This window comes from Oceaniferula flava, assembly GCF_016811075.1.
GTDB classification, from domain to species: Bacteria; Verrucomicrobiota; Verrucomicrobiia; order Verrucomicrobiales; family Akkermansiaceae; genus Oceaniferula; species Oceaniferula flava.
Map to the genome: position 1 here is coordinate 654,124 of NZ_JAFBGL010000001.1, position 24,060 is coordinate 678,183.

Below are 24,060 nucleotides of genomic sequence, written 5' to 3' on the forward strand. Positions count from 1 at the left end.
AATGGTGGAGGCGACGGGAGTTGAACCCGTGTCCTAGATGTCTTCTACTTGAGCTTCTACATGTTTAGCTGATGATAGGTGTTTAAGAAGACGTGTCGCTCACCAGCGGCTAACGTTTTCCGATTAACCTGTTGAATCTCACCTTGGACCCGGTCACCCGATCCTTGGCCAGTCCACTGTTTTGGCGCCTTTTACCCTAGTGGACGTCGGGTAAATAGACGTTGCCGTCAATTAAGCAGCAAGTGCGAGCTCGTTAGAGTCTGCAATTAGTTTGTTTGAACGGCTTTTTTAAGAGGCCAACCGATCAACCTCTACATGCGACCCATGTTTCCAACATCCAGTCGAAACCATGACGCCCCCAAAAAGATGTCATCCTTCAGGAGATGGGGAGAAGGTGCTTCACATTGGCGGATTTGCAAGTGGAAATTTGGGCATAAAAAATCCCCCGATAGCGTGAGCTACGGGGGGATTTCGGAATATAGAACGGTTAATCGTTTAGTTGCGGATGCTGGAGTTCATGATGGTATCGAGTTTACCATTCTTGAAACTGACCATTTTTCCCTGTTTACCGTCACCTGTTGGAAGGCTGACCTGCCAAGCGTGGTAAGGTTGATCTTTTTGACGCATTTCACTGCGAAGGTAGTAGCTGACGTAGACTTTCTTATCGGTAATAGGTGCGAAGCCCAGGGCTTCGAGAGCGGTCTTGGCTTTGCTAACGGAGTCTTCGATCAAGACCTCACTGGGAGCGGGGAGCTTGCTGAAGTCGAGGTCTTCAAAAATGCGCATCGAGCTTTTGTCTCGGGCGTAGTAGTTGGCCTTACCTTTGTCATCAACGCTGACGCTGTGCGTTTTATCGCCACCGTCGTAGAAGCTGAATGACCAGCGTTTGCGGGTGCCATCGTAGTTGCTGGACATTGAGTAGAGTTTCATCTTTTCACCCGCGGCGGCGATCGTCTCGTTCTTGAGTGCGATATCGAGGGCTTCCTTGGGGGTATTGACATCGGCCATAGCGGCTGTGGCCATGGCAAATGCGGCAAAACATGTGGTTGCGAGTTTGTGGGTTATTGTTTTCATAACGTATATTAGATTACACAAACGTTCGGATTTCTAGCAAGACGTAATGACGAAAAAACTATTCATTATTTAGAATATAAAAGCCTCGCAAAGATGAATATGAAACTCATCTGCAAGGCTTGGTGTGTTGGTTGTAAGTTATTTACTATGAATGTTTTACAGGGTGTGACCCATGCGGTCTTTTTTCGTCTGCAAATACTTCTGGTTGTGAGGATTGGCAGGTAAACTGAGCGGGATTTGCTCGATGATTTCGAGGTTGTAACCCTCGAGCCCGATCATTTTTTTCGGATTGTTGGTGAGCAGTTTGATCTTTCTGACGCCGAGATCGTAGAGGATTTGCGCCCCCATGCCGTAGTTCCGCAGGTCTTCGCCGTAGCCCAACTTTTCGTTGGCCTCGATGGTATCCAATCCTTGCTCTTGCAGCTTGTAGGCGTGGATTTTGGCGGGCAATCCGATGCCGCGTCCTTCCTGGCGAAGGTAGAGCAGGACGCCTCCTTCTTCGGCAATCTGGCGCATGGCCGCATCCAACTGGCCCCCGCAGTCACAACGCTGGGAGTGGAACACGTCACCGGTGAGGCATTCCGAGTGCACCCGCACGAGCGTCGGCTCATCGGGAGATATCTCACCCCGGGTGAACGCGAGGTGATGGCCGCCGCTGGTGGTGTCTTCGGCATCGACGTAGTAGAGGTGACAGTCGAACTTGCCGTAGTCGGTGGGCATGTCGATGGTCTCGCCGCGCTGCACCAGTTTTTCGGACCGGCGACGGAATTCAATCAGGTCGGCGATGGTGCAGGCTTTGAGTTGGTGGGTTTGTTGATACTCGCCGAGGTCACCGGCGCGGGCCATGGTGCCGTCTTCGTTCATGATTTCGCAGATGACACCGGCCTCCGGCAGTCCGGCCATGCGGGCGAGATCCACGGCGGCTTCGGTGTGTCCGGCGCGGCGCAGCACCCCTCCGGGGATCGCTTGCAGGGGGAAGATGTGGCCCGGCTGGACAAAGGCATCTGCCTTCGCCTCGGGGTTCGCGAGCAGGTGAATGGCGCGCGCGCGGTCGGCGGCGGAGATGCCCGTGGTGACGCCTTCGGCGGCATCGATGGAAACGGTGAAGGCGGTCTTCATCGATTCCGTGTTGCGCGCGGTCATCGGCGGTAAATCCAGCTCGGTAGCGCGCTGGGCGGTGATGGGGGCACAGATCAGGCCGCGACCGTGATTGGCCATGAAGGCGATGATTTCAGGGGTCACCATGGAAGCGGCGGCCACGAGGTCGGCCTCATTTTCGCGGCCGGGGTCGTCGGTGACGATGACCATTTTGCCAGCGGCAATTTCGGAGATGATCTCATCGATGGGATGGAGTGTGAGTGAGGACATGTTCTGTAGAATTTGGAAAATGGAGTTAGGAAATGGGATCTTTCGCTGGTGGGGCCGTCAGGGTGAGGCTGTGGCCGGATTTGATATGGAGATCGCGCTGCGGGAAGGGGATCTCGATTTCGTGCTCTTTGAAGGCCTTCCAGACAGCGAGCAGCACTTCGGAGCGAATGTTGCTGACCCCCTGAGGCGCGTCATCAATCCAGAAGCGCACCTGAAGATCAATCGAAGAATCACCGAATCCCATCAGCAGGCAGTTGGGTTCGGGGTCATTGAGCACCCGGGGCAGCGAGCGGACTGCCTTTTTGCAGATCTCAATGGCTTCCGGCACATCGGTGGCGTAGGAGACGCCGACGTCTGCTTTGATGCGGACAATGCGATCGGTGAACGACCAGTTGACCACCTTATTGGTTACAAAGTCCTCGTTCGGGATGAGGATCTCTTTGCGGTCGCGGGTGATCACCGAGATGTAGCGGGTGCGGATGGAATTGATCCAGCCGAAGGTGCCGTCGATTTCGATAACGTCGCCCGGCTTGATCGATTTATCCAGCAGGATGATTACGCCGGAGACCAGGTTGGAGATGACCTTTTGCAGACCAAAACCAAGACCGAGACCCAGGGCTCCGGAGAATACGGCCAGACCACCGAGCGGGACGCCGCCAATTTTCAAGGCCCAGATGCAGGCGCCGAAGTAGAGTAAAATTCGCGACCCCTTACCGATCAGCACCTTGATCGACGGGGGGATGTCGCTGCGTGGTTTGACCACGGCATCGATGAAGCGGGTGGAAAGCCCGACCAGCCAGAGCAGCAGAAACAGGGCGGCGATGCCGGCTGTGATCGACCACAGGTTAATCTCGATGCTACCCAGCGGCAGGCGGATGTTTTGCAATGCCTGGCTGAGCGGGGTCAACCAGCCAAAGAGGTGTAGGGCGAAAATGAAAAGCATGGCGCCACCGAGCAGTCGAGGCGCGGCCCGGCCTTTCGACAGAGCGGTGGCAAACTGATAGATGACAAAGGCGGTGACCAGCAGGGCGGTGGTGTAAATGTAGCCACTGGGCACGGGGGCAAGGCCCTTGGCGACCTGACTGGCCGACCAATTTATCCGCGCCGACCAAGTGATCCACAGCAGGAAGCAGGTCAGCGCCGGCACGCCATTGATGCCCTTGCCAAGTTCAAAGAAGCGGGTGACGAACTTCTGGCAGACCGAGCCTGGGGCGAACAGGGTTCTGCGAATCAGGTGGGTGCCCACTACGCCACCAGCCGCACAGAGAATGATGACCGCCCACTGCCAGTAATCCTGGCGGTCGTTGACGAGGGCAAAGAGGGTGCTCTTGATGGCTTCGAGGTCGATCATCGGGGTGGTGAACACTAGGTGCTGACGTGGCAAATAGCGAGTTTTAACACTCTACCACATTCACCGCAAGTCCGCCACGTGAGGTTTCCTTGTATTTCTCCTGCATATCCTTGCCGGTGTCCTTCATGGTTTTGATCACCTTGTCGAGCGAGACGAAGTGGGTGCCATCGCCTGACATGCAGATGCGGGCAGCGTTGATCGCTTTCACCGCGCCCATGGCATTGCGCTCGATGCAGGGGATCTGGACGAGACCTCCGATCGGGTCACAGGTCAGCCCCAGGTTGTGCTCCATGCCGATTTCCGCGGCGTTCTCGACCTGGTGGTGGTCGCCTCCAAGGTAATCGACCAATGCCCCGGCCGCCATCGAGCAGGCGACACCAACCTCACCCTGGCAGCCGACATCGGCGCCGGAAATCGAGGCGTTTTTCTTGTACAAGGTGGCAATGGCTCCCGCCGTCAGTAGGAAACGGTGCACCGCCTCGCGTTGATCGTTGTTTTTCTGGTGGGGGCTGTGTTTGAAGCGGGTGGCGTAGTGCAGCACCGCGGGGATGATGCCGGCGGCGCCATTGGTGGGCGCAGTTACCACGCGGCCTCCAGAGGCGTTCTCTTCGTTGACTGCGAGGGCGTAGAGATTGACCCAATCGAGGATGCTCAAGGGATCTGTCAGTCCGGTCTCCGCCTTGCCCATGAGTTTTTTATGCACTGCCTTTGCTCGTCGGTTGACGTGCAGGCCGCCGGGCATGATGCCTTCGTTCTCGCAGCCGGAGCGCACGCACTCCTGCATCGCCGCCCAGATTCGGTCTAAGGCCGCGCGGGTTTCCTCCTCGGGGCGCACCAAGTTTTCATTGGCCATGATGATCTCGGGGATTGAGATATGATGTTGATCGCAGAGTGCCGTTAAGGCATCGGCGGAATCGAAGGGATAGACAGGCTCAACCTCGTTGCCAAAGTTGGGGTTGTTCATCTCCTCCTCGGTGGCGATGAACCCGCCGCCGAGCGAGTAGTAGATTTCCTCCATCAGCACCTCACCTGCCGCATCCAATGCCAGAAGATGCATACCATTCGGGTGCATTGGTAGTGGTTGGACGCGATGAAATGTGAGGTGTTCGCGCTCGTGGAAATCCACCTCATGGGGGGCATTCCAGATGAGCTTCTGGCGAGATCGGGTCGCTTCCAGAAGCTCGGGGATGCGTTTGGCATCGATCGATTCAGGATCGTTGCCCATCATGCCGAGGATCACCGCGGTATCGGTGCCGTGGCCTTTTCCGGTGGCGGCCAGGGAGCCGTAGAGGTCGCATTTCAAACAGGCAACCCGATCGGCCACAGGGGCTGACGCGAGGTCTTTGGTGAACTGATAGGCGGCGCGCATGGGGCCCACGGTGTGGGAGCTTGAAGGACCGATGCCGATGGTAAATAGATCGAGAACTGAGATCATTACAAAAAAGCTAGGCGGGATCGATTTCTTCCAAAGCACTGAACACGGGACCTGGCACGTAGCGGCGGACCGTTTCCTGCCAACCAGCCGGGCCGATCAGACTCTTAACCATGCTGGACGAGAGTTCGGCGATATCGCGTGGAGGCATCAGGAAGGTGGTGGTGATGTTGGGCGCCATATCGGCATTGATGTGGCGCATCACACGCTCGTATTCGTAATCGTCCGCCGCCCGGATGCCACGCAGGATATACTGGGCACCGACTTCGCGGGCGTAATCGACCAAATAACGATTATTGAACTCGGAAATCGTGAGTCGCTCGCAGGAAGGAATCGATTCCCGCAGCAGTTGCAAGCGTTCGTCCACGCTGAAGCTATAATTCTTGGCTGGGTTGCTTCCGATAGCGACATAGAGTCGATCGAAGAGTTCCAGGCCCTGTTTGATCATCCAGAGGTGACCATTGGTGGGGGGATCAAAAGATCCGGCGTAGACGGCGGTGCGCATGAGAACGTGTTAGGTAGGTGTGATGGATGCTGGTTTAGTCTTCCCAGATCATGTGAGTTTTCGCGAGATTGTTGGCGCGCTTGGCCGCTTCCTCCGCGCGGGGGCCTTTGAACGTGGCGATACGGCGGGCGAATTTCACCGCAGCCTCCCAGCGTTTGTCGCTTTCCAACATGGCGAGGGCCTTGAATCCACAGCGGTAGAACCATAGCCATTCGACTTCGTTCAGGGGCAGAACTTGACCGGCATCAGCCTGGATAATGACATCAATGTAGGAGTCCAGAGCCTTGCCGCGTTGTTTGTTGCTTTCGTAAGTCTGGCCTCGGAGGAAATGAATACGGTTATGCCATGCCAGTGGCAGGTTTTTTTCCGCGAGGAGGTCGTTGTAAATGGCGATGGCTTGATCGTATTTCGCACTATCGGTTGACCCCTGACGGTGCAAGCAGTCGGCTAACAGCACGCCGGCAGCCCGACGGATGGAAGGGTCCTTAGCCTTTTGCAGCGGAGCCAAGGTCTTCTCGGCTTTCTCATACTGGCGTAGGTCGATCAGCACCCGGCTCTGCTGAATGCGAGCTTCAGTGGCGAGCGGGTGATCGCTTTCGATGATCTGTTGGAACATCGAAATGCTCTCTTCCCGGGCCTGGGAGGTGCCTCCCAAGCGAGCAGCCATGGCGGCGTAAAACTCGGCGTAAGGTTTGTAGGGGCTGTCAGGATATTTGGCGGCAACCTCTTGGAAAATCCGGCGTGCCTTGTTGAAATCCTCGTTGTGATAGTGAGCCTCGCCCATCTTCACCATCATGCTGGGCAGGTAGAGGCTGTCTTTGAATTTGCGAATGAAGCTTTCGGCAATCTTGGCTGCGGCCGGCCAGTTCTGGATCAACTCCTCGGCACGGATAGCGATGCGGGCGATGGTGTGCAGGTCTTCCTGGGTGGTGAGTCGACTGCGAATGATCTCGAGGTGGGCCTTGGCCAGCTCCACGTCCGGGGGGCTGATATCGACACAGGCAGATGCCAGAGCGAGGTGGGCTTCGTTCACTCGCGGATGGTCCGGGTGCGCCATGATGAAACTATCCAGATCGCTTCGGCCGGCGATGTCACCCTGGCTACATTTCCACAAGGCTCGCTCGAGTGTTAATGAGGTCAGGATTTTTTGGTCCTGGGTGGAGGCTGCGATTTTGTCGAAACTCTTCAGATTGCTGGAAAGCAGTGACATCACACCGGCATTGATGCTGGCGGCGGAGGCGATGTCCGACGAGGCGGATTCGAGCGCAAAGTTAAATGCCGGCAGAGCCTGCTTCGGTTGGCCGGCCTTGGCTAACAGCAGTCCACGAAGAAAGCTCGCTTGATCTTTGAGGCGCGGGGAGAAGGCGATTTTTTCCATCACCTCGAGCGTGTAAGTCGCCAGCTCCGGTTGATTACGTTTGAGATGGAGGTAAGCGGTGTCGAGCAGTGAGGCCGATGATAGGCGCATGTAGAGCTCGTTGGCGTAGATGTTGTGGGAAAACTGGATGGCTCGCAATCGCGTCAGTAAGGCCAGGGCCTTGAGGTGGTTGTTCGGATCGGCCGAACGCGCGAGCAGTTTGGCCCGATAGTAGAGCGAGAGGGTGATCCGATCGCTGTAGGCGGTGGTGGAGGGAGTTTGGATGGGGATGGCATCGGCGCTGGCGCCGGCGAGGTAGAGGGGATTATCGAGCACCGGTGCCTCATCGCTCCATTCACGCAGCTTGACCAAGGTGGGGTGATCCATGGGGACTTCTTCAGGCAGGAGACGAATCAAGCGCAGGAACAGCGGCTGCAGGACTGAGGAGTCGGGGTGATCGGTGATGTATTGCACCAGGGTGGCGATGGCTTTGTCATTTTGCTCACTCGCGGCCTGGGCGTCGGCGAGTCCCAGCACGCAGGCGCGGAAGATGCGCTCGCTGAGGTGGTCCGGGGCGGTGATTAACGACTGAAAACGATTGATGGCCTCCTCGGCCTTGCCCTCGCTGAGCTGCTTTCGGGCATTCAAATACTCCTTCAATTTCGCGGCGCCGGAATTTTGCTCATCGACTCGGTTCAGAGCTTCCTCGGCGGCTTCAAAGTGGCCGAGGTTGATGTGGATCTCGGCGGCGAGCAGGTTGGCGGTGTTGCGGATTTCGGGGTGCTTGGATTGATCCAAGGCGGTGAGTGTGGCAGTTGCGGCGGAGGTTTGGTTCAGTGCCAGCTGGATGCGGGCGCGAGCGAGTTGGGTTTCACTGAATTGGGCATGAGTCTTGGGCACCTCGGCGAGAGCGGCTTCTGCTTCTTGGTAGCGGCCCAACGATGCAAGCGCTTCCGCTTTCCAAACGACGGCAGATGAAACCTCGGCAAGCTTCTCACTATTCAGGATTTTCAGCGCTTCTTCGGCCTGCAATCGGGTGCCTTGCTGGGAGAGGCTGGAGCGGATCAATGCCTCGGCGAGGGCCAATGAAGTATATGCTCTGGCGTCCTCCCCGAGCTTTGCTTGATCGAGCACGGTGCGGAATTTTTGGATCGCAATGTCCGCCAGTTGACCATCCATCGCCTTGGCCCCTTCCTGATAGGTCGCATTTTTGGCCAGCTCACGCATCGCCTTAGATTGACTGGGCGCGGCGGTGAGTGAGATGGTCAGCAGGCTGATCAGGATGAGAAGTCGCAGAAGCACAAACGCATTATGCTTTATTTTGGGCAGAATTACAGGATTTGTTCGTGGAAAATAATGATCGATTTACGAGGAATTGTTTTGGGTTCCAACCAATTTTCACCTGCAATGGCGGCGATATGAAACAACTCACAGACATCGGTGAAGATGCGTTGATTGCCCGACTGGTGCGAGACCTGGAATCGGGTGCCGATGTGGTGACCGGACCGGGCGACGACTGTGCGGTGGTGGACATCGGACATGCCGACCGGTATCAACTTTTAAAAACCGACTGTCTGGTGGAGGGGGTGCATTATCTCGCCGATGCCGAGGCTGAAAAAGTAGGTTGGAAAGCGATCGCCAGAGTGGTCAGCGATTTTGCCGCAATGGGTGGCACGCCTTCGCAACTTCTGGTCACCCTGGTGATGCCCGGTGGGCAATCGGTGGACTATCTCGAGCAGCTGTATCGCGGCATGCAGCAATGCGCGGCGCAATTCGGTGCGGTGATCAGCGGAGGTGAAACCAGTTCCGTGCCGACCGGTTCAGCCGCGGTGATCTCGGTCGCCGGCACCGGCTGGGTGCGCAAAGACCAGTTGGTTTTGCGCAGTGGTGGGCAGGTAGGCGACCTGGTGATGGTGACTGGCTTGTTAGGTGGCTCCATCCGTGGAAAACACCTCAGCTTCACACCGCGTGTCACTGAGGCGGCGTGGCTGGCCGAATACTTTCCGCTGCACGCGATGATGGATCTCTCCGATGGGGTGGCGAAGGATTTACCCCGACTCGCGACCATGAGTGGCTGCGGATTTATCATTCGGGAGGATCAGGTGCCCTGTTCGGAAAACGTCGACGTGGCGGCAGCCTTGGGAGATGGCGAAGACTACGAGCTGCTGTTCACGATCGCTCCCGATCATTTGGAGCGACTGCAGAGTGAGTGGGGGCGGCAATTTCCCGATCTCGCCCTCAGTGTGTTGGGTGAACTGACTGTGGCAGAGGTAGGGATTCAGTCGGAGGCTGGCGGCTGGGAACATTTCACATCCTGACGGAGCGTCCGCTTGCGTCTGACGTAAGCGACTCCACCCAGTAGTGCGATGGCCAGGGCGATCAGCTGATAGCCGGACATTCCGGCGAAGGGCTTGGGGGTGGCACGGAGGAACTCGTGGAAAAAGCGGAACAGGCCGTATGCCATCAGGTAGAGGTGGAAGTGCTGCCACTGCTGGGATCGCCTGCGTCGCAGCCAGATGAAGACGAGGATCGCTGCGACATTGAAGGCGATCTCCATCGGCACTGCCGGCCAGCGATTGATCCCCGCCGGGAGTTGGCAGGCTATGCCCGGGCAGCATCCCTGACTCAGACATCCGAATCGTCCCAAGATGATGCTGATGGGCACAATAAGGGCGAAACGGTCACCGGTGATCTTACGGTATCCGAACCATTTCTTGAAGACCTCAACACCCAGATAGCCTCCTAACAGAGCTCCGGTGATCGATTTTCCCGACAGCCAATGCAGCCATCGATCGTCGCCGGTATGCATCCACCCTTCGGAAACGAGGTAGGCCAATTTCGCTCCCACGAAGGCACAGGCGAGGGCGCAGAAGTAAACCTTCGGGAGGAGGGCGTCATCACGCGACATCTGGAGCCAATAAAAGGCACTCAGTAAGATCGCTGCCAGCATCGTCAGGCTATACCAGCTGAGCGATGTGTTCTGGAGAATCTCAGGCATTGGCGACGATGGCAACTGCGCAGAGGCCAAAGGCCAGAACGATGACGGTTGCTGGAGCGACGAGGATTTGCCAGAAGGCGAATTTGACACTGTGCTCTAACAGAGGTTGTAAAAGTGGGGTTCCATTTTCCTTGGGAACACCGGGCGCTAGGAAGGCGTCACAGGCGCCGATCAACAATGTGATGATTGCAGCTAAAAACAGATACACCGCCCCGTGCAGTGGGTAAAAATTATAGCCTAGACTAAGCAATATTAAACAAGTTGGCCCAGGAGATATCCAGATCATGAAGCGGAAAAACTTGATCCCAGGGTTCGGTTCGCTACGTAACAAGGGCTGTTGTGGCGGATGCCTTTGTTCGAGGTCGAACACGTCTTCCAAGGGCGACTGTGGATCTTTTGGTGGCACGGGTTCCATGATGTCTAACTGTTTTGTATTCCGGAGTGATAATAGCGGCAGAAGGAATCTAGTTTTCCATCGGGGCGGATGACATGGGTGCAGCAGCGGTCGATGCGATCTTCATCCCAGGTCCATGAATCCATGAAGGGTTTGATGAACAGGCGGAAGGTATCTTTTTCCTCCATTTCGAACTTGTGCAGAAGTTCACCTAAGGCGGTGTTCTCACAGCCGCATTGCTGCAGGTCCGCCAGCTCGTAACGCACCTTGTCCTGGAGGAAATCCTGCACCGTGGAGAAATCGATGAAGTCGCTGATGGAGCGCACACCGAGGGGAGTTTTCAGCAAATACCCAATCGTCGCGCAGTTGGGATCGCCACAGGGGAGGGGTGTAAAATCTTCGAACTTGATGGTTCCGTCCGACTGATCGACGCAGCCTAAAATAATATCCGCGGCATTTAGTCGTGATGCTTCGGGTGTGAGTTGATTCGCAGCAATGCCGTCGGGCATCCGGCCCGACCAGAACATCGGTTGAAAACTGACTCCGCGGCAGTTGTCGTGGGCAAGGCCGAACTGGATGGTGCTCCAGAGCTCGGCGACGTTCTGAGGGGTGACGGTCATGGCGAGAGTGACGGGAATGTTTTCCTGCGCACAGCGTTCCATGACGCGTTGTTTCATCGCTCTGAGGTCCCCACCGCGCAGAGCTTTCTGAGCTTCCGGGCCGGTGCCATCGAACTGCAGGTAGAGTTGGAAATTGCCACGGCGCGCCCGTTGCCCCAGTTCGGTGAGGAAAACATCGTCCTTGGCGATGAGAACACCGTTGGTATTGACCAAGACATAATCGATGCCGTCACGCTCATGAATCCAATCGAGCAGTTCGAAAAACTGCGGGTGCAAGGTGGGCTCGCCACCGGAGAGTTGCAGGATCTCGATGTTCTTTTTACGATCTAACACACCTTCGATGCGTTCTTGGATGTTTTCCAATGAGTGGTAGTCCAGCTTCTCATTGACGCCGGTCGGTGAGGCGGCGAAGCACGTGGGGCAAGCCAGATTACAGGAATCGACAATTTCGATCAGCGCGAGGCAGGTCGAGAGCGTTTCCACCGTCTGTCCCTTCTCGGCAAGTGCATTTCTCCCCAAGGTGCCATCGTTGCCGGTAGGGTCCGCGCAGCAGGCGCCACTACCGCAGCAGGCATTATCGTCGCTGCCCTTCGACATCCAGTAGAACCGAGCATCGGAAGAAATACACATGCTCGCCTCGCCGTGTTCTGGGCAGGTGCGCGTGAGGTAAACTTTCGATGGGGTTGCATTGGTTTTCCAAACCTCTGCGGGGCAAAGGTCATGGCAAACCGGGCAGCGTGAGCGGGTGTGCTTGAGATGGGTTCGGAAGGATGGAAGAGAAGCAATCATAGAAGGTCTTTGATGCTTCTAACACAGCCTCCACGGATCGAAGAATCGAAAAAACAACCGAAAACATCGGCTCAAGCAATGCTTCCCATGGTGTCACCCATACGGGCGTAAGTTTCCACCTGCTTCGCTGAATTGGCTAACAAATCATCGGCGAGCTGGATTTTCCCCGGCTCAAAAACGGTGATCGTGGAAGATCCGCCAAAGGCAAAGTATCCCTTCTCGGCGCCTTTGGTCATCGCTTGGTTAGCTTGATAGGTCTGCAAAATGCTGCCCACACAGGTGGCACCAATTTCCAACATCAGCACGGTCCCCATCGATTCGGTCTCGATCTGAGTGACGGTGCGTTTGTTTTCCCAAAGGTAAGCGAGCCTGCGGCGAAGCGCGATGGGGGAGACGGAAAACAGCGGACCGTTGATCAGTTGGGTCTCCCCGGGTGTGCCGCTCACTGGGAAGTGAAAGCGATGGTAATCCACCGGGCAGAGGCGGGAGAGAACCAGCGATCCACCACGGAATCGCTCGGTCAACTGGTCATCGACTAACAACTTGGCCAGATCGAACTGCTGGCCTTTGACAAAAAATCCACCGATGTCATCGATGTTGGCAAAACCGAGATGTCGGCCGTCGGCAGGGAAAACCACCTCGGCGTCAGAGACTGGGCGGGCTTCCTGCTTGAGCTTGCGATAGAAAAACTCATTGAAGGTGGCGTAGCTCTCCGGTGCATCGGCAAACTCGGCGGCATCCATATCATAGTCATCGATGAATGGCAGCACCTTGCTCTGGCTCTCGGGCTGATCCATCCTGTGGCCATACCATTTCGAAAAGAAAGGACGTTTCACGAAGCTGTGCAGCGCGATTTTTCCCAATGGATTGCCGTAGGCCCACTGCAGGAAGCTTTCACCGTAGACCTGCTCGGTTTCCATCGTCTGCGAATAGCGGTTGTAATACTGGATCTCTTTCACTGGCGCGGAGACTAGCACTAGCGAAGCCGCAGCGACCAGCATAACCCGCAGCGATGATTGTAGAATGAGGTACAAAAAAACAGGCGGGGAGAAGCTCCCCGCCTGCATATATGGAATTCTTTGTTTGGTTAGTTTGTTAGTAGAGGCCTAACCCTGTTAAATCGATTAAATGGGACCGATGCTGGTTCTCGACCGTGACGTTCGCCTTCGCTTACGCCGACTTGAGTAGCTTCTGTGCTTTAGCGATGGTGGACTTGCTGAGCTTGCCGTTCACTTTACGTGAGTTATCGAGCAATTCTTTAAGTTCCGCCAATGTGGCATCAGCAGTTTTCAGTGCCTTCCGTTCTCCACCGTATTTCTTATCAGAGAAATATTTGGTGAATGTGGTTCCAGTACGGCTAAGGCAAAGGCGCCAGCCCTGGAATGCGGTTGTTTCGTATGTGAAACGCGTTAGGTTCTTTTTGGATTTCATAGTGTTGTGTGTGTTGATTCCGAAAGACTGTTAACTGATAGATTGGGTTCTGTCCAACGAAGTTGCGTCATTTTTTGTGATTTTTGTCAAACAAACGTTCTAACAAGATAACAGAATGAGTCTTCACAGTCCCATATTTCAAAGGGGGGACAAGGGATTGAGGTATAAAAAAACACGCAACCCAAAAGAGGGTTGCGTGTTAATTTTTTGTTAAGATATTGTTGGGTGATAGGGTGATTCCCTAACAAACCCTACTCATCGTCTTCAGTGGCGGCGACAGCGAGGTCTTCGATGTCGGTCCACTCGATGTATGCCATCGGAGCGGAGTCACTGGTGCGTGCACCGAGCTTGGTGATCCGGCAGTAACCACCCTGGCGGTCTTCGCAGACTGGGGCGATTTCGCTGAACAGCTTGGCCACCACGTCTTTCTGACGGAGGAAAGCCACCGCCTGACGGCGAGCGTGGATGTCGCCGCGTTTGGCGAGGGTCACCATTTTTTCAGCCACTGGGCGGAGAGCCTTGGCTTTAGCGAGGGTGGTGCGGATGCGGCCGTGTTCGATCAGGCTGCAAGCAAGGTTAGCAAGCAGTGAACGACGGTGTGCGGCGTCGCGTTGAAGTTTGACAGTCTTTTTTCTGTGTCTCATTGGGATAAGGTCCTTTCGGACAAGTTAGTGGATCGGAAATGATCCGTTATTAATCATTAAGGTTTTGGGCGATAAGGTCAGCGAGGCCGACAGGAGCTTCTTCTTCTGCACCGAGGCGAGGAGCGGCCACGGATGGCAGCGAGCCGGTGAGCAGGGAAGGATCGATGTTCATGCCGAGGCCAAGGCCGAGTTCGACGAGCTTTTCTTTGATCTCGTTGAGCGACTTCTTACCGAAGTTACGGTATTTGAGCATTTCTGCTTCAGTCTTGGTGGCCAGCTGTCCAACGGTGGTGATGTTCGCGTTGTTGAGGCAGTTGGCGGCACGGACGGAGAGTTCGATCTCGTTGACGCTCATGTTGAGCAGTTTCTTGAGAGCGGCGTTCTCTTCGCTCTGCTCGGCAGGTGCTTCTTCGAAGTCGACGGCGTTTTCATCGTAGTTGACGAAGACGTCGAGGTGGTGACGAAGGATGGCAGACGCTTGCAGCAGGGCATCGGATGGGTCGACGCGACCGTCGGTCCAGACGTCGAGAACCAATTTATCGTAATCGGTCATTTGACCCACACGAGTGGCTTCGACGGCGTATTTCACGCGGACGACGGGTGAGAAGATGGAGTCAATCGCGATGACGCCGATGGGCATGTCCTTACGCTTGTTTTCGTCGCCAGTGTTGAATCCACGGCCGACTTTGACTTCGAATTCGCAGTCAAACTTCACCTTGCGGTCAAGGTGACAGATGATTTGGTCTTTGTTGACCACCTCATACATGTTGTCGTCGTTGATGTCGGCAGCGGTGATGACGCCTTCTTTTTCCAACTTGATGGTCAGAACGCGAGGCTCTTTGCCATGGTGTTTGAACTTAACCTTCTTGAGGTTGAGGATGACGTCGGTGACATCTTCCACGCAGCCTGGGAGGCTGGAAAATTCGTGTTGAACACCGGCGATACGCACGGACGTGATGGCGGCACCCTCGAGGGAGGAAAGCAGCACACGGCGCAGTGAGTTACCGATGGTGTGACCATAACCACCTTCAAATGGCTCAGCGGTGAACTGGGCGTAGGTCTCGGACTCAGTGTCCTCGTTTTTGGTCAGGCGGCTTGGGAGTTCGAAACGGTCCAGCTTGAATGCTGTGCTTGTTTCTTCTTCTGTGGTTTCAATGGTATTATTTGTTTCTTCAGACATAATGTAGTCGTGTTAACCGGGTTACCCTCCGGCGAGTATGGACCAGCGGATCGTCAAGGAGTGACAGTTGGCTGATTTTCGGAGGACCTACGGCGATTGGATGAACTCGCGGGGCGGGGAATTAAGGGGATAAGCACTTGGAATGCAATCGTTTTTTTATGAATTTACTTGGGCCGCAGAGAGGGGGGAACAGGCTTGATGATTGGACTGGCGAGACGATGTGAAGGGAATGTTGGAGCAGGGGGATCGGCAAATGCAATTCGTCGCTGTTTGCGGTATCGTTTTTTCCGCAATGTGTGTAAGTTGCAGGTATGAGACTTACTTCCTCCCCGATTTCTCAAACATTTCTCGTTCGCTTGCTTTTTGCCGCGCTGATGCTGACGTCGTTCACCACGGCGGCCAGTGCTGAGAAGCGTGTTTTTGGTAAGTCCGATGAAGAAAGCTTCGCCGGCAAGGTGGTGGTGATCGAGGTGGGTGAGAAGGACCTGATCAATAAACACGCGTTCAAATTCTGGCGCCGCGTGATTGAGCGGGTGAATGCGGAAGAGGCGCAGGCCGTGGTGTTTGATCTGAATACACCGGGTGGCCTGGCGATGGATACGGCGGATTTGATCATGGTGCAGCTGCAGAAGCTCAAGGTGCCTTCCTATGCCTTCGTCAATCAGAAGGCGCTCAGTGCCGGTGCGCTAGTGGCCTCCGGCACCGATGGAATTTACATGCATCCGGTGTCCGCCATCGGAGCGGCGGCCCTGGTTAATGGCAATGGCACAGAAATCGACGAAGTGATGCGCTCGAAGATTGAGTCCGCCTTCGATGCCTATGTGCGCGCCGTGGCCGAAAGTAAGGAGCGCAATGCGGATGTCCTGCGGGCGATGATGTTTCGCGAGAAGGAGTTCGAATTTGGAGATATCAAGGTGGAAAAAGGTGAGCTGCTTAGTCTGACGGCCTCCGAGGCAGCGCGAGAGTTTGAAGGCAAGCCCTTGCTGGCTAAGGGGATTGTGAAGTCCATCGACGAGCTTTTGGAAAAGGAAGGCCTCTCCGAGTATGAGGTCATCATAGCAGAGCCTTCCGGCATGGAGAAAATCGCATACTGGGTCACGGCAATGTCGGCTGTTCTTATTCTGGTCGGCATCGGCGGTGCTTATCTGGAGATGAAGACACCTGGATTCGGTCTGGGCGGAGGCATCTCTCTGCTTGCCTTTGGCTTGTTTTTCTTCGGCAACTACCTGGCTGGAAATATGGCAGGCTACGGGCTGATGGTGCTCTTTGTCATTGGGGTGATCCTGGTGATTGTGGAGCTGTTTGTTATTCCCGGAACCTTGGTGGCGGGAATTGTCGGTGGCGTTTTGATTTTGGTGTCTCTGTTTATGGCCATGATCGATGGTTACGCGTTTGAAGACAATAGCGTGCGAGGCTGGGACACGGCACAATCGTGGGATTTTATCAACGGACCTTCGCTGGCTCTGGCTATTGGCTTGATCGGCTCGGTGGTGCTGGTGCTGCTGATGATGAAATTTCTGCCTTCGGTGCCTTTGTTCAATCGTTTGGTGATGACTCGTGAGTTGGTAAAAGGGTCCGGGATGGAGGTTTCCCCGGATAGCTCGGAGCACATTGGCCTGCGCGGCAAGGCGATTACGGACCTTCGCCCTGCTGGTAAGGGGGTGTTCGAAGGCAAGGTGCTGGATGTTACCGCAGCCAACGGCTTTATAGAATCCGGGCAAGAAATTGTAATTCTCTCCGAAGACGGCCTTCGTATCCTCGTGCAGGAGCTGAAGTAAGGGTAAGCTTCCTAGTCGACTTGATAAGCGGTCTATGGACGACGCTGCGGCTGGCTTTGTCTGTTGTTGCTCCTACAACTCACCGTGGGATTTGCTCTAATCCTTCCTGCTGGATACGCTGGGCCTCTGGCTCGGCATCCTTTTCTTCCAATGGTGTGATGCCTACCACCCCGATGGCTGTGAACATCAGCCCGAAGGCCAAGGGGGCTAGGGTGAACAGGAGTCTGTTTCCTAAGGTGAAATGTTCGGCTTTGAGCGTTTCAGGATCATAGAGAACGGTGACGCATTCGCCGGCCTCTGGGCAAGTGGAGCCTCCGTATTGGGAGGTGAACTCTTGAACTTTCCCCTCATGTTGAAAGGTGATTCGAGGGTGCTTGTTCATATCGGCCCCTTGGAGGTCGATGGCGCTCACGGTGCCGGATGTTTTGATCCAGGAGGAGCGTCGCCACCAGAACCATTCATGCCAGCCTGTCAGAACCAGACAGGCGGCTCCTACCAGGATGGCGATGGTATCGACCAGCAGCTCCATGTCGTTTCACGGATGAGGGGCTGGACTTGGGCGGAGCGGGGTGCGTGGTTGCGCTATTCGCTCTGGTGCATGGATTGTCCGGCTTGGACGACGTGGAGCACGTGATTGGCGATCGCTTCGAAGTGGTTGTTGATGTCGATGTTGATCATCTCCAGTCGGACATCGCCGTCAGCCATGCGTTTCATGGCGCTCTTGTTGAGCTTCTTACGCATGGCGATGGATGTGCTCTTGATTTCTTCCGCCTTGTTCATCTGCTCATCGCTGATGCTTTGTAGCAGGTGGGCGTCGGCAAATTGGATAAACTGGGCGGTGTTGCCGGCGTATTCGCGCAGGGATTCGATTTGATCCGGAGAAAACTGGCGGTTCTTCTTGTAGCGGCGCTCGTTTAGTTTCACCAGGCGGTAGATGCAATCGACGCACTCCTCCAGTTCCTGGGTGATGCGCAGCATGCCGGCGATGCGTGAGGCGTGCTGGGTGCCGATGTCCTTGGAGGAGCAGCGCACCAGATACTCGGTGATTTCCTGCATCATGATATCAGCCTCATCCTCGATCTGTTTCAGCGCCTTGACCTGCTCGGACATGTCATCCTTCGGGTGTTCGAAGACGTCGATGAAGCCATTGAACATCTTCACGCACTGCTCGGACATGGTGCGGATGGCATTTTCCGCCTCGGCGATGTTGAGTTCGCCCAAGTCAACCAGGGTTTGGGAGATGTAACGCAGGTGGTGCTGTTCTTGGGTGGTTTGCTCGCTCGGGTCCTTGACCCATTTTTGCACGAGGTTGGCGATTTGTGGCACGAACCACACCAGTAGGAAAATATTCAGCAGGTTGAACATCGTGTGGAACAGGGCCACAGCAAAGGCAACCACGGTGAGGGGATTGTCCACTTCACCCTTGCCAGTTTTGATTTCCACAATTTCCTTGGGGAAAAGATCCACCAGTCCCCAGACAAAGGGGATGAGGATGCCAAAGGCCAGGATCGCCCAGATGGTGCCCACCACATTGAACAGGAAGTGAGCGCGGGCAGCGCGCTTGGCATTGACGCTGGTGCCGATGGAGGCCAGCCAGGCGGTCACGGTGGTGCCGATGTTCTCACCCATCACCACGGCGGCGGAGATGTGGAAGGCTTCCAGAGGATCTGTGCCGAACCAGCCATTCCACGCACAGGTGATGGTGATGGCCATGGCGGCGGAGGATGACTGCACCACCACCGTCAGGATGATCCCGGCGATCAGAAACAGCACGGTGGAGCCGGGGCCGAAGCCGTTCAGGAAATCGATGACGTTAATGACCTGTTCTTGCAAGTGGGCGTTCTCGGCGACACCGCTTTTCAGATCAGGCACCGCATTTTTCAAGGCCGCCAGACCGGTGAACAGGAGGCCGAAACCGATCAGTGACTCACCGATGGCTTTGATTTTTTCTTTGCCTACAAAGAACAATGGGAGGCCAATGCCGATGATCGGCAGGGCAACTTTGGAAATACTGAACTTTCCGATCCAGGCCACCAGCCAGGCGGTGATGGTCGTTCCCAAGTTAGCGCCCATGATCACCCCGATGGATTCGACCAAGGTCAGCAGGCCCGCGTTCACAAAGCTCACCACCAGCACGGTGGTGGCGGAGGATGATTGCACCAGCGAGGTGGTGAAAAAGCCGGTAAACACCGAACTCACACGGTTGTGAGTGAGCGTCGCAAGGGCCTTTCGCATGCCTCCACCGGCAGCCTTCTGGATGCCTTCGGACATGACTTTCATGCCGTAGAGGAAGATCCCTAATGACCCTAAGATGGTAAGGATCGTAAGTAAAGCGCCCCAGAAAGGGCTAGCAGCAAGAACGGGTGTGTAAGTCATGTGGAGGGCGGAGATAGGTGCTGTGTGTCGGAAATGTAACACCGCTTTTGTGACAACTCCGTCACACGGTCACTACGTTGTATGATATGCCTTGTAGAGGGCTGAGAAGTCAAGGGAGGCGTTGCCTTTTTTGCAGCCGTCTTCCATGGCGGCTGATGTAGCGGCGATTCCCGGCGTTTCGATCCCAGCCCGGTCGGCCAGCTCGAGCGCAAATCGGCTGTCCTTGAGCATATTTTCGAGCGAAAAGTGTGTGTCGAAATCGCCACTCGCCATGGTGGGGAGTTTCATAGCAGCGAGGATCGAGCCACAGACGTTCGAGGCCACCGACTCCGTCAGCACCTCCGGCTGGATGCCGTTGGCGGTGGTGATGGCAAGAGCTTCGGAGAGCGCCTGCACGGTGCTCGCTGAGATCAGATTGGTCGCGATCTTGATCACCGTGGCGCTGCCTACCGGGCCGATGAGTTTGATTTCCTTCGAGGTGGCTTCGAGCACTTGGCGGGAGTGGTCGAGCACTGCCTGATCTCCCCCGACAAAGTAAACCAGCTGCCCCTGACCTGCGGCGACCTTGCTCCCTGTGAATGGGCAATCGAGAAATCGGCAGCCGATTTCCTCACACTGCGCCGCCAGCCACTGGGTGGTTTCGAGGTCAATGGTCGAGTGGTTCAGCACCGTTTGTTGTGGCTGCAGCGTGTCTTGAATCGCGCCGAAGACCTCGCGCATGGCTTGGCCGTCCTTAAGGTAAAAGGCGAGAAAGTCTGCTCCGGTGGCAGCCTCTTGGGGCGAGCTTACGCTGTCCTCCCGGTCTTTCGGGCTGCGGTTCCAGGTTTTGACGGAAAATCCGTGTTGTTTCAGCTGATCGGCGCTGCGGGAGCCGATGATACCGAGTCCGAACACGGCGATGGTGGTGTCTGCAGGTGTAGTCATAGTCAGAGAGCAATGGTCTGGGGTGCTGGGGAAAACGAGCTGTTAATTTCTCCGTTTCAGCGCCAAGGCGGCCAGCTTGTTCGCGGCGGTGGAGATGGCTTTGACGTCCTCCTCGCTGGGTTGTCCGCCCTCACCGAGGGTCATGACCTTCTTCATTTGCTCGAGAATCCGGCGCATTTCTTTCACGTTCTCCCGATCGGAGATGCGCGGATCGAGCGAGCCTATCGACCCCTCATAGTAGTCGGCAATGTCCTCGCGGTAGAGCTGTCTGGCGCGCTCGGGCGTGTATTTTTTCTGCACCGCGTGGGAGCTGACCTCCAAGGCGCGGATCCAGCCACCGAGGGAGATCAGGTGGGCCAGATCGACATCGCGCAGGTGGATCAAATCCGTTTCCACGTCTCTTTGAGTGGCGGTGAGTTCCTTTTTCAATGCCTCGACATTGTTTTTCTTAGCATTGTCCAGCAGGCTGGCGGCGTGGCGGTTGACCCGCTCACCGGCGCCGAGAGCTCGGCCGTAGCGCTGCAAATCCTTTGCCAGAGGTTCGATCTTGGCCATCTGACCGCCTTGCACGGCCATGAAGCCATCGGCAATGAGAAAGCCAATCTCCATCGCCAGGTCGGTGCGGTCCAGCGGCATGCGCTTGGGCATCTCGCGCACCAGTTCATCGGCGGGGAGGGGGGCGAGTTTGTCGAGATCGTCGAAAATGCGCTTGATCGATGGTGCGGTGAACTCGTTGACACCCAGCTCTTCACGCACATGAGGGTCGTCGATTAGGTCATCCGGGACAGAGGGGCGGGTGACCGGCTGGGGGTCGTCGTCGTCGGCGACGATGGGTGTCAGTCCGGATGCCAGGGCCAGAAGAACCAAGGCGGCGCGCGTCATCGTTTTCATGGCTCTAACTAAGTCCCGCATGGCGTAAATTGCAACGGCATTTGTCCGCCCCTCGCTTTTCTCCAATCAGGGCTTGGAAAAAGCGGTGAAGGAACGACAATTCAGCGCACTTACCCAACCACAGATTTTATGAGCATACTACTTGGTGTTAATATCGACCACATCGCCACCCTGCGTCAGGCGCGCTACTCCGACATGCTGGACTCGCCCAATGCGGAGCCCAGTCCACTGCAAGGAGCTTTTGATGCCAAAGCCGGCGGTGCGGATTCCATCACCATTCACGTCCGCGGCGATCGTCGTCACATGCAGGAGCAGGATGCTTTTGAAATTCGTGAGAAAATCGATCTGCCACTGAACTTCGAGATGGGTAACACCGCTGAAATGGTCGCCATGGCCTTGAAGCTGAAGCCGGATTTCGTCTGTCTGGTGCCGGAAACCCGCGAGGAGGTCACCACCGAGGGTGGATTGGACGTCGATGGCCTTTACGATAGCTTGGAGCTCACCGTTTCCACGCTGCAGGCGGAGGGGATCAAGGTCAGCATGTTCATCGATCCGGATGCCAACCAGGTGGAAGCTTCCGCCCGTATCGGAGCCGAGATGATCGAGCTGCACACCGGCTGCTTTGCCAATGCCTTTGGCGATGAGCGGAAAAGTGAAACCGAGCGCCTCCGTGCGGCCGCCGAGCTGGGGCACTCTCTCGGGCTGCAGGTGAATGCAGGGCACGGGATCAATCTGCAGAATTTGCCGGAGCTCATGACTGTGCCTCATTTGGCGGAGCTCAACATCGGCCACACACTGATCGCCTCATCCGTGCGTATCGGACTGACTGCGGCAGTGCTGGAAATGCGTCAAGCGATCGATTCCAACGCGTCATGAACATCTACGGCATTGGGATCGATGTGGTCGAGGTGGAGCGGATTGGCTCCTCCATGGCGGAGTTTGGCGATCGCTTTGCCGATCGCGTGTTCACCGCGCCCGAGCGCGATTACTGCGAGCGTCAGAAGCGTCCGGAAATCCACTACGCGGCACGCTTTGCGGCTAAAGAAGCCGTGGCCAAGGCGCTGGGCACAGGCATCGGTAAAGATCTCGCCTGGCTGGATATGGAAGTCCGCCGTCGCGACAGCGGAGAGCCTGAGGTTTTCCTCTCAGGCGATGGAGCCAAGTTTGCCGAAAAAATCAAACTGGCTCAGATTAAGATCAGCCTCACTCACGCCCAGCACTACGCCGCGGCGAACGCCGTCGTGCTGGTGGAGTAGAGGGATCGTTGCCGGAGCGCCTTACTTGGCTTTGGCAGGAGCTTTAAGCTCGAACTTACGGTGAGAGCTCTTCTCAGCGGTGGGGAAGTCCTCAGGGATGGGGAGCGTCACTTTTCCAGAGGCTGCCCACTCGACACCGCGGGTGAAGGTGGTGATGAAGCCGACACCTTCGAAGGAGTAGTCATCGTGACCCAAGGTGGTGTGGAAGACGCGACCCTTGTGGTAATCGAGAACCATCAGGATGGGCTCGTGACGATTGGTCGGGGCTCTTTTTGTCATGTCCTTGCCGGTGGCGAGGATGGTCATGTTCTGTGCTGGTCCGCGCAGTTTGGCGTAGCATTCGTCCTTGGCGGTGATCCAGTGCTTGGGCATGCCCTTGGTGATCGGATGATCCGGAACGCGAATGGTCACAGGGACGTTGTGCTGGGCACCGTGGGAGCCTGCTTTGCCCGGTGAGGTGTCGCGCACCAGTTTGCCATCGTTATCGTAGTAAACGTAGGGCCCGTCCTTTTCGGTCCGACCGTCCCAGCCGCCGAGACCGATCATTTTGTTATACTCTTCCCATTTGCCGAAGGAGTTATCCGCGGCGTGCACGGAGACGAATCCGCCGCCTTCTTTCATGTATTTCACAAAGGCATCTTGGGTGGCTTTGGGCCAGGTGCTGGCGCCCCAGCCGAAGTTGGAGACGACCACATCGTAGTCGGAGAACTTCGGGTTGAAATTCGGATCGGGCTTCGATTTGGGCAGATTCTGGGTCTCGCCAGCGTCAGCCAGTGGCAAGAACTCCTTCTCGCGATTGCCTTTCCAGGTGAACTTGGAGCGGATCACCTTGACCTCGAACAGGCCGGTGTCTTCGAGATACTGTTTCATCATGATGGTGGATTTTGGCCACACATCATGGTTGTTTTGCCCGTCGATGATCAGGGCTTTCATTTTCGCACTTCCCACCGCGGAGAGCGATAAGACGGACATCAGGCAGAGGACGGTTGTTTTCATGGTGTTAGGTAATTCGTGCAATGGACCACGCAGTGTGGGCAGTCCTTACAATACCCAAGAAATAAATGCTCTCTGTCAGCGAGCAAGCAGTTATTGTGGAAGCATGTGCCAATTCTGTGGTGGCGATTGCCGGATTCAGGACGCCAGCCAATCGTCTAACTGGATTTCCACCGCAGAACGCAGCAAGTCGATCAAGGTGGCGTCCATGAAGGGGAAATCATCGGGGATATCGAGTGAGACGATTTCCGGCAATTCCATCTCGGCGCGGAACCGCTCGCGCAGTCTGGCCGCGTGACGGTTCTCCATGACCATCACCAAGTCGGCCCAGGCGAGCAGCTTGGCCGAGACCACGCAGCGGCTCTGCGGACTGAGTCCGGCCGAGCGCACTGTCAGCCTGGCATCATTCTGGTAGATCGCCGCAGCCGTGGGGCTACGCCACTGGTTCTTGGCGCAGACGAAGAGGACACGAATCGGGGGCATGGGCGTATCGGTGGAATAAAAAAATCCCACCGACCGTTGAGGTGGGTGGGATAGTTTGGAAATGGCTCCTGCACTTGGGATCGAACCAAGGACCTAGTGATTAACAGTCACCCGCTCTACCGCTGAGCTATGCAGGATTTGATTTCCATTCTGTCGTCAGCCGCTGTCGGCTGGGACGGGCGGGAAAATGCCAGAATTCTGATTCTTTGCAAGAAG

The 24,060-nt window shown here is 56.0% G+C and carries 23 protein-coding genes, 1 tRNA gene and 1 other RNA gene; 4 read left to right on the forward strand and 21 right to left on the reverse strand.

Going from position 1 to position 24,060, the window contains the following annotated elements; all coding sequences use genetic code 11:
* Positions 1 to 2 precede the first annotated feature (2 nt).
* From ssrA to JO972_RS02825, 7 genes are all read right to left on the reverse strand, one after another.
* Positions 3 to 360: a transfer-messenger RNA gene (gene ssrA / locus JO972_RS02795) on the reverse strand.
* A gap of 135 nt (positions 361 to 495) precedes the next feature.
* Positions 496 to 1,074, reverse strand: a complete 579-nt coding sequence (locus JO972_RS02800) for a hypothetical protein (protein WP_309488477.1) — start codon at positions 1,072 to 1,074, stop codon at positions 496 to 498.
* A 156-nt stretch (positions 1,075 to 1,230) separates the two neighbouring features.
* A complete protein-coding gene (locus JO972_RS02805; RefSeq protein ID WP_309488478.1) occupies positions 1,231 to 2,442 on the reverse strand; it encodes a bifunctional 3,4-dihydroxy-2-butanone-4-phosphate synthase/GTP cyclohydrolase II in 1,212 nt (403 codons plus the stop codon).
* A 25-nt stretch (positions 2,443 to 2,467) separates the two neighbouring features.
* Entirely contained in the window at positions 2,468 to 3,793 is a 1,326-nt protein-coding gene (locus JO972_RS02810; RefSeq protein WP_309488479.1) for a mechanosensitive ion channel family protein, read from the reverse strand.
* Positions 3,794 to 3,836: 43 nt separating this feature from the next.
* Positions 3,837 to 5,228: an L-serine ammonia-lyase gene (locus JO972_RS02815; RefSeq protein ID WP_309488480.1), complete on the reverse strand. Its 1,392-nt coding sequence runs from the start codon at positions 5,226 to 5,228 to the stop codon at positions 3,837 to 3,839.
* A 10-nt stretch (positions 5,229 to 5,238) separates the two neighbouring features.
* On the reverse strand, positions 5,239 to 5,730 hold the full coding sequence (gene coaD, locus JO972_RS02820; RefSeq protein ID WP_309488481.1) for a pantetheine-phosphate adenylyltransferase: 492 nt from the start codon (positions 5,728 to 5,730) through the stop codon (positions 5,239 to 5,241).
* A gap of 34 nt (positions 5,731 to 5,764) precedes the next feature.
* Positions 5,765 to 8,389 carry a tetratricopeptide repeat protein gene (locus tag JO972_RS02825; protein ID WP_309488482.1) on the reverse strand — a complete coding sequence of 875 codons (2,625 nt, stop codon included), beginning with the start codon at positions 8,387 to 8,389 and terminating at the stop codon, positions 5,765 to 5,767.
* A 116-nt stretch (positions 8,390 to 8,505) separates the two neighbouring features.
* Between JO972_RS02825 and thiL the strand changes: the two genes are divergently transcribed.
* The gene (gene thiL, locus JO972_RS02830; protein ID WP_309488483.1) at positions 8,506 to 9,405 is read left to right on the forward strand and encodes a thiamine-phosphate kinase; all 900 of its coding nucleotides are present in this window, start codon (positions 8,506 to 8,508) and stop codon (positions 9,403 to 9,405) included.
* Here thiL and JO972_RS02835 read toward each other — a convergent pair.
* From JO972_RS02835 to JO972_RS02865, 7 genes are all read right to left on the reverse strand, one after another.
* Complete coding sequence (locus JO972_RS02835; protein WP_309488484.1) at positions 9,366 to 10,085, reverse strand: prolipoprotein diacylglyceryl transferase; 720 nt, start codon at positions 10,083 to 10,085, stop codon at positions 9,366 to 9,368. The genes thiL and JO972_RS02835 overlap by 40 nt on opposite strands.
* Complete coding sequence (locus JO972_RS02840) at positions 10,078 to 10,500, reverse strand: hypothetical protein (protein WP_309488485.1); 423 nt, start codon at positions 10,498 to 10,500, stop codon at positions 10,078 to 10,080. Before JO972_RS02840 ends, JO972_RS02835 begins: the two co-directional genes overlap by 8 nt.
* A gap of 5 nt (positions 10,501 to 10,505) precedes the next feature.
* A complete protein-coding gene (locus tag JO972_RS02845) occupies positions 10,506 to 11,888 on the reverse strand; it encodes a radical SAM protein (protein ID WP_309488486.1) in 1,383 nt (460 codons plus the stop codon).
* 71 nt (positions 11,889 to 11,959) lie between these two features.
* Positions 11,960 to 12,889 carry an archaetidylserine decarboxylase gene (gene asd, locus JO972_RS02850; protein WP_309488487.1) on the reverse strand — a complete coding sequence of 310 codons (930 nt, stop codon included), beginning with the start codon at positions 12,887 to 12,889 and terminating at the stop codon, positions 11,960 to 11,962.
* A 169-nt stretch (positions 12,890 to 13,058) separates the two neighbouring features.
* Positions 13,059 to 13,319: a hypothetical protein gene (locus tag JO972_RS02855; RefSeq protein ID WP_309488488.1), complete on the reverse strand. Its 261-nt coding sequence runs from the start codon at positions 13,317 to 13,319 to the stop codon at positions 13,059 to 13,061.
* A gap of 251 nt (positions 13,320 to 13,570) precedes the next feature.
* A complete protein-coding gene (rplQ, locus tag JO972_RS02860; RefSeq protein WP_309488489.1) occupies positions 13,571 to 13,963 on the reverse strand; it encodes a 50S ribosomal protein L17 in 393 nt (130 codons plus the stop codon).
* Between the two features lie 49 nt (positions 13,964 to 14,012).
* A complete protein-coding gene (locus JO972_RS02865) occupies positions 14,013 to 15,143 on the reverse strand; it encodes a DNA-directed RNA polymerase subunit alpha (protein ID WP_309488490.1) in 1,131 nt (376 codons plus the stop codon).
* 311 nt (positions 15,144 to 15,454) lie between these two features.
* Between JO972_RS02865 and JO972_RS02870 the strand changes: the two genes are divergently transcribed.
* Positions 15,455 to 16,921 (forward strand): NfeD family protein, encoded by a 1,467-nt coding sequence (locus JO972_RS02870; protein ID WP_309488491.1) that lies wholly within the window; start codon positions 15,455 to 15,457, stop codon positions 16,919 to 16,921.
* A 79-nt stretch (positions 16,922 to 17,000) separates the two neighbouring features.
* Here the strand turns inward: JO972_RS02870 and JO972_RS02875 are convergent, their stop codons facing one another.
* From JO972_RS02875 to JO972_RS02890, 4 genes are all read right to left on the reverse strand, one after another.
* Positions 17,001 to 17,450 (reverse strand): DUF3592 domain-containing protein, encoded by a 450-nt coding sequence (locus tag JO972_RS02875; RefSeq protein ID WP_309488492.1) that lies wholly within the window; start codon positions 17,448 to 17,450, stop codon positions 17,001 to 17,003.
* Positions 17,451 to 17,503: 53 nt separating this feature from the next.
* Positions 17,504 to 19,297 carry a Na/Pi cotransporter family protein gene (locus JO972_RS02880; protein ID WP_309488493.1) on the reverse strand — a complete coding sequence of 598 codons (1,794 nt, stop codon included), beginning with the start codon at positions 19,295 to 19,297 and terminating at the stop codon, positions 17,504 to 17,506.
* A gap of 72 nt (positions 19,298 to 19,369) precedes the next feature.
* Positions 19,370 to 20,221, reverse strand: coding sequence for an NAD(P)-dependent oxidoreductase (locus JO972_RS02885; RefSeq protein ID WP_309488494.1), 852 nt, complete (start codon positions 20,219 to 20,221; stop codon positions 19,370 to 19,372).
* Between the two features lie 42 nt (positions 20,222 to 20,263).
* Positions 20,264 to 21,112 carry a hypothetical protein gene (locus tag JO972_RS02890; protein WP_309488495.1) on the reverse strand — a complete coding sequence of 283 codons (849 nt, stop codon included), beginning with the start codon at positions 21,110 to 21,112 and terminating at the stop codon, positions 20,264 to 20,266.
* Positions 21,113 to 21,241: 129 nt separating this feature from the next.
* Between JO972_RS02890 and JO972_RS02895 the strand changes: the two genes are divergently transcribed.
* Together JO972_RS02895 and acpS are read left to right on the forward strand one after the other, a co-directional pair.
* Positions 21,242 to 21,988, forward strand: coding sequence for a pyridoxine 5'-phosphate synthase (locus JO972_RS02895; protein ID WP_309488496.1), 747 nt, complete (start codon positions 21,242 to 21,244; stop codon positions 21,986 to 21,988).
* Complete coding sequence (gene acpS / locus JO972_RS02900) at positions 21,985 to 22,368, forward strand: holo-ACP synthase (RefSeq protein WP_309488497.1); 384 nt, start codon at positions 21,985 to 21,987, stop codon at positions 22,366 to 22,368. Before JO972_RS02895 ends, acpS begins: the two co-directional genes overlap by 4 nt.
* Positions 22,369 to 22,389: 21 nt before the next feature.
* On the opposite strand, the gene JO972_RS02905 is transcribed toward acpS, so the two are convergent.
* The 3 genes from JO972_RS02905 to JO972_RS02915 all read right to left on the reverse strand — a co-directional run bounded on the left by JO972_RS02905 (position 22,390) and on the right by JO972_RS02915 (position 23,981).
* Positions 22,390 to 23,364, reverse strand: a complete 975-nt coding sequence (locus JO972_RS02905) for a ThuA domain-containing protein (RefSeq protein WP_309488498.1) — start codon at positions 23,362 to 23,364, stop codon at positions 22,390 to 22,392.
* A gap of 135 nt (positions 23,365 to 23,499) precedes the next feature.
* Positions 23,500 to 23,844: a low molecular weight protein tyrosine phosphatase family protein gene (locus tag JO972_RS02910; RefSeq protein ID WP_309488499.1), complete on the reverse strand. Its 345-nt coding sequence runs from the start codon at positions 23,842 to 23,844 to the stop codon at positions 23,500 to 23,502.
* 62 nt (positions 23,845 to 23,906) lie between these two features.
* Positions 23,907 to 23,981: transfer RNA gene (locus tag JO972_RS02915), tRNA-Asn, on the reverse strand.
* Positions 23,982 to 24,060 lie beyond the last annotated feature (79 nt).

Excerpts from the sequence above, each read along its gene's own strand:
- JO972_RS02840 (WP_309488485.1), bottom strand. The coding sequence starts at position 10,500 with ATGGAACCCGTGCCACCAAAAGATCCACAGTCGCCCTTGGAAGACGTG.
- JO972_RS02815 (WP_309488480.1), bottom strand. The coding sequence starts at position 5,228 with ATGATCTCAGTTCTCGATCTATTTACCATCGGCATCGGTCCTTCAAGC.
- rplQ (WP_309488489.1), bottom strand. The coding sequence starts at position 13,963 with ATGAGACACAGAAAAAAGACTGTCAAACTTCAACGCGACGCCGCACAC.
- JO972_RS02905 (WP_309488498.1), bottom strand. The coding sequence starts at position 23,364 with ATGAAAACAACCGTCCTCTGCCTGATGTCCGTCTTATCGCTCTCCGCG.
- JO972_RS02880 (WP_309488493.1), bottom strand. The coding sequence starts at position 19,297 with ATGACTTACACACCCGTTCTTGCTGCTAGCCCTTTCTGGGGCGCTTTA.
- JO972_RS02885 (WP_309488494.1), bottom strand. The coding sequence starts at position 20,221 with ATGACTACACCTGCAGACACCACCATCGCCGTGTTCGGACTCGGTATC.
- coaD (WP_309488481.1), bottom strand. The coding sequence starts at position 5,730 with ATGCGCACCGCCGTCTACGCCGGATCTTTTGATCCCCCCACCAATGGT.
- acpS (WP_309488497.1), top strand. The coding sequence starts at position 21,985 with ATGAACATCTACGGCATTGGGATCGATGTGGTCGAGGTGGAGCGGATT.
- JO972_RS02835 (WP_309488484.1), bottom strand. The coding sequence starts at position 10,085 with ATGCCTGAGATTCTCCAGAACACATCGCTCAGCTGGTATAGCCTGACG.
- JO972_RS02855 (WP_309488488.1), bottom strand. The coding sequence starts at position 13,319 with ATGAAATCCAAAAAGAACCTAACGCGTTTCACATACGAAACAACCGCA.
- JO972_RS02875 (WP_309488492.1), bottom strand. The coding sequence starts at position 17,450 with ATGGAGCTGCTGGTCGATACCATCGCCATCCTGGTAGGAGCCGCCTGT.
- JO972_RS02895 (WP_309488496.1), top strand. The coding sequence starts at position 21,242 with ATGAGCATACTACTTGGTGTTAATATCGACCACATCGCCACCCTGCGT.
- asd (WP_309488487.1), bottom strand. The coding sequence starts at position 12,889 with ATGCTGGTCGCTGCGGCTTCGCTAGTGCTAGTCTCCGCGCCAGTGAAA.
- JO972_RS02810 (WP_309488479.1), bottom strand. The coding sequence starts at position 3,793 with ATGATCGACCTCGAAGCCATCAAGAGCACCCTCTTTGCCCTCGTCAAC.
- JO972_RS02800 (WP_309488477.1), bottom strand. The coding sequence starts at position 1,074 with ATGAAAACAATAACCCACAAACTCGCAACCACATGTTTTGCCGCATTT.
- JO972_RS02845 (WP_309488486.1), bottom strand. The coding sequence starts at position 11,888 with ATGATTGCTTCTCTTCCATCCTTCCGAACCCATCTCAAGCACACCCGC.
- JO972_RS02805 (WP_309488478.1), bottom strand. The coding sequence starts at position 2,442 with ATGTCCTCACTCACACTCCATCCCATCGATGAGATCATCTCCGAAATT.
- JO972_RS02870 (WP_309488491.1), top strand. The coding sequence starts at position 15,455 with ATGAGACTTACTTCCTCCCCGATTTCTCAAACATTTCTCGTTCGCTTG.
- JO972_RS02890 (WP_309488495.1), bottom strand. The coding sequence starts at position 21,112 with ATGAAAACGATGACGCGCGCCGCCTTGGTTCTTCTGGCCCTGGCATCC.
- thiL (WP_309488483.1), top strand. The coding sequence starts at position 8,506 with ATGAAACAACTCACAGACATCGGTGAAGATGCGTTGATTGCCCGACTG.
- JO972_RS02910 (WP_309488499.1), bottom strand. The coding sequence starts at position 23,844 with ATGCCCCCGATTCGTGTCCTCTTCGTCTGCGCCAAGAACCAGTGGCGT.
- JO972_RS02865 (WP_309488490.1), bottom strand. The coding sequence starts at position 15,143 with ATGTCTGAAGAAACAAATAATACCATTGAAACCACAGAAGAAGAAACA.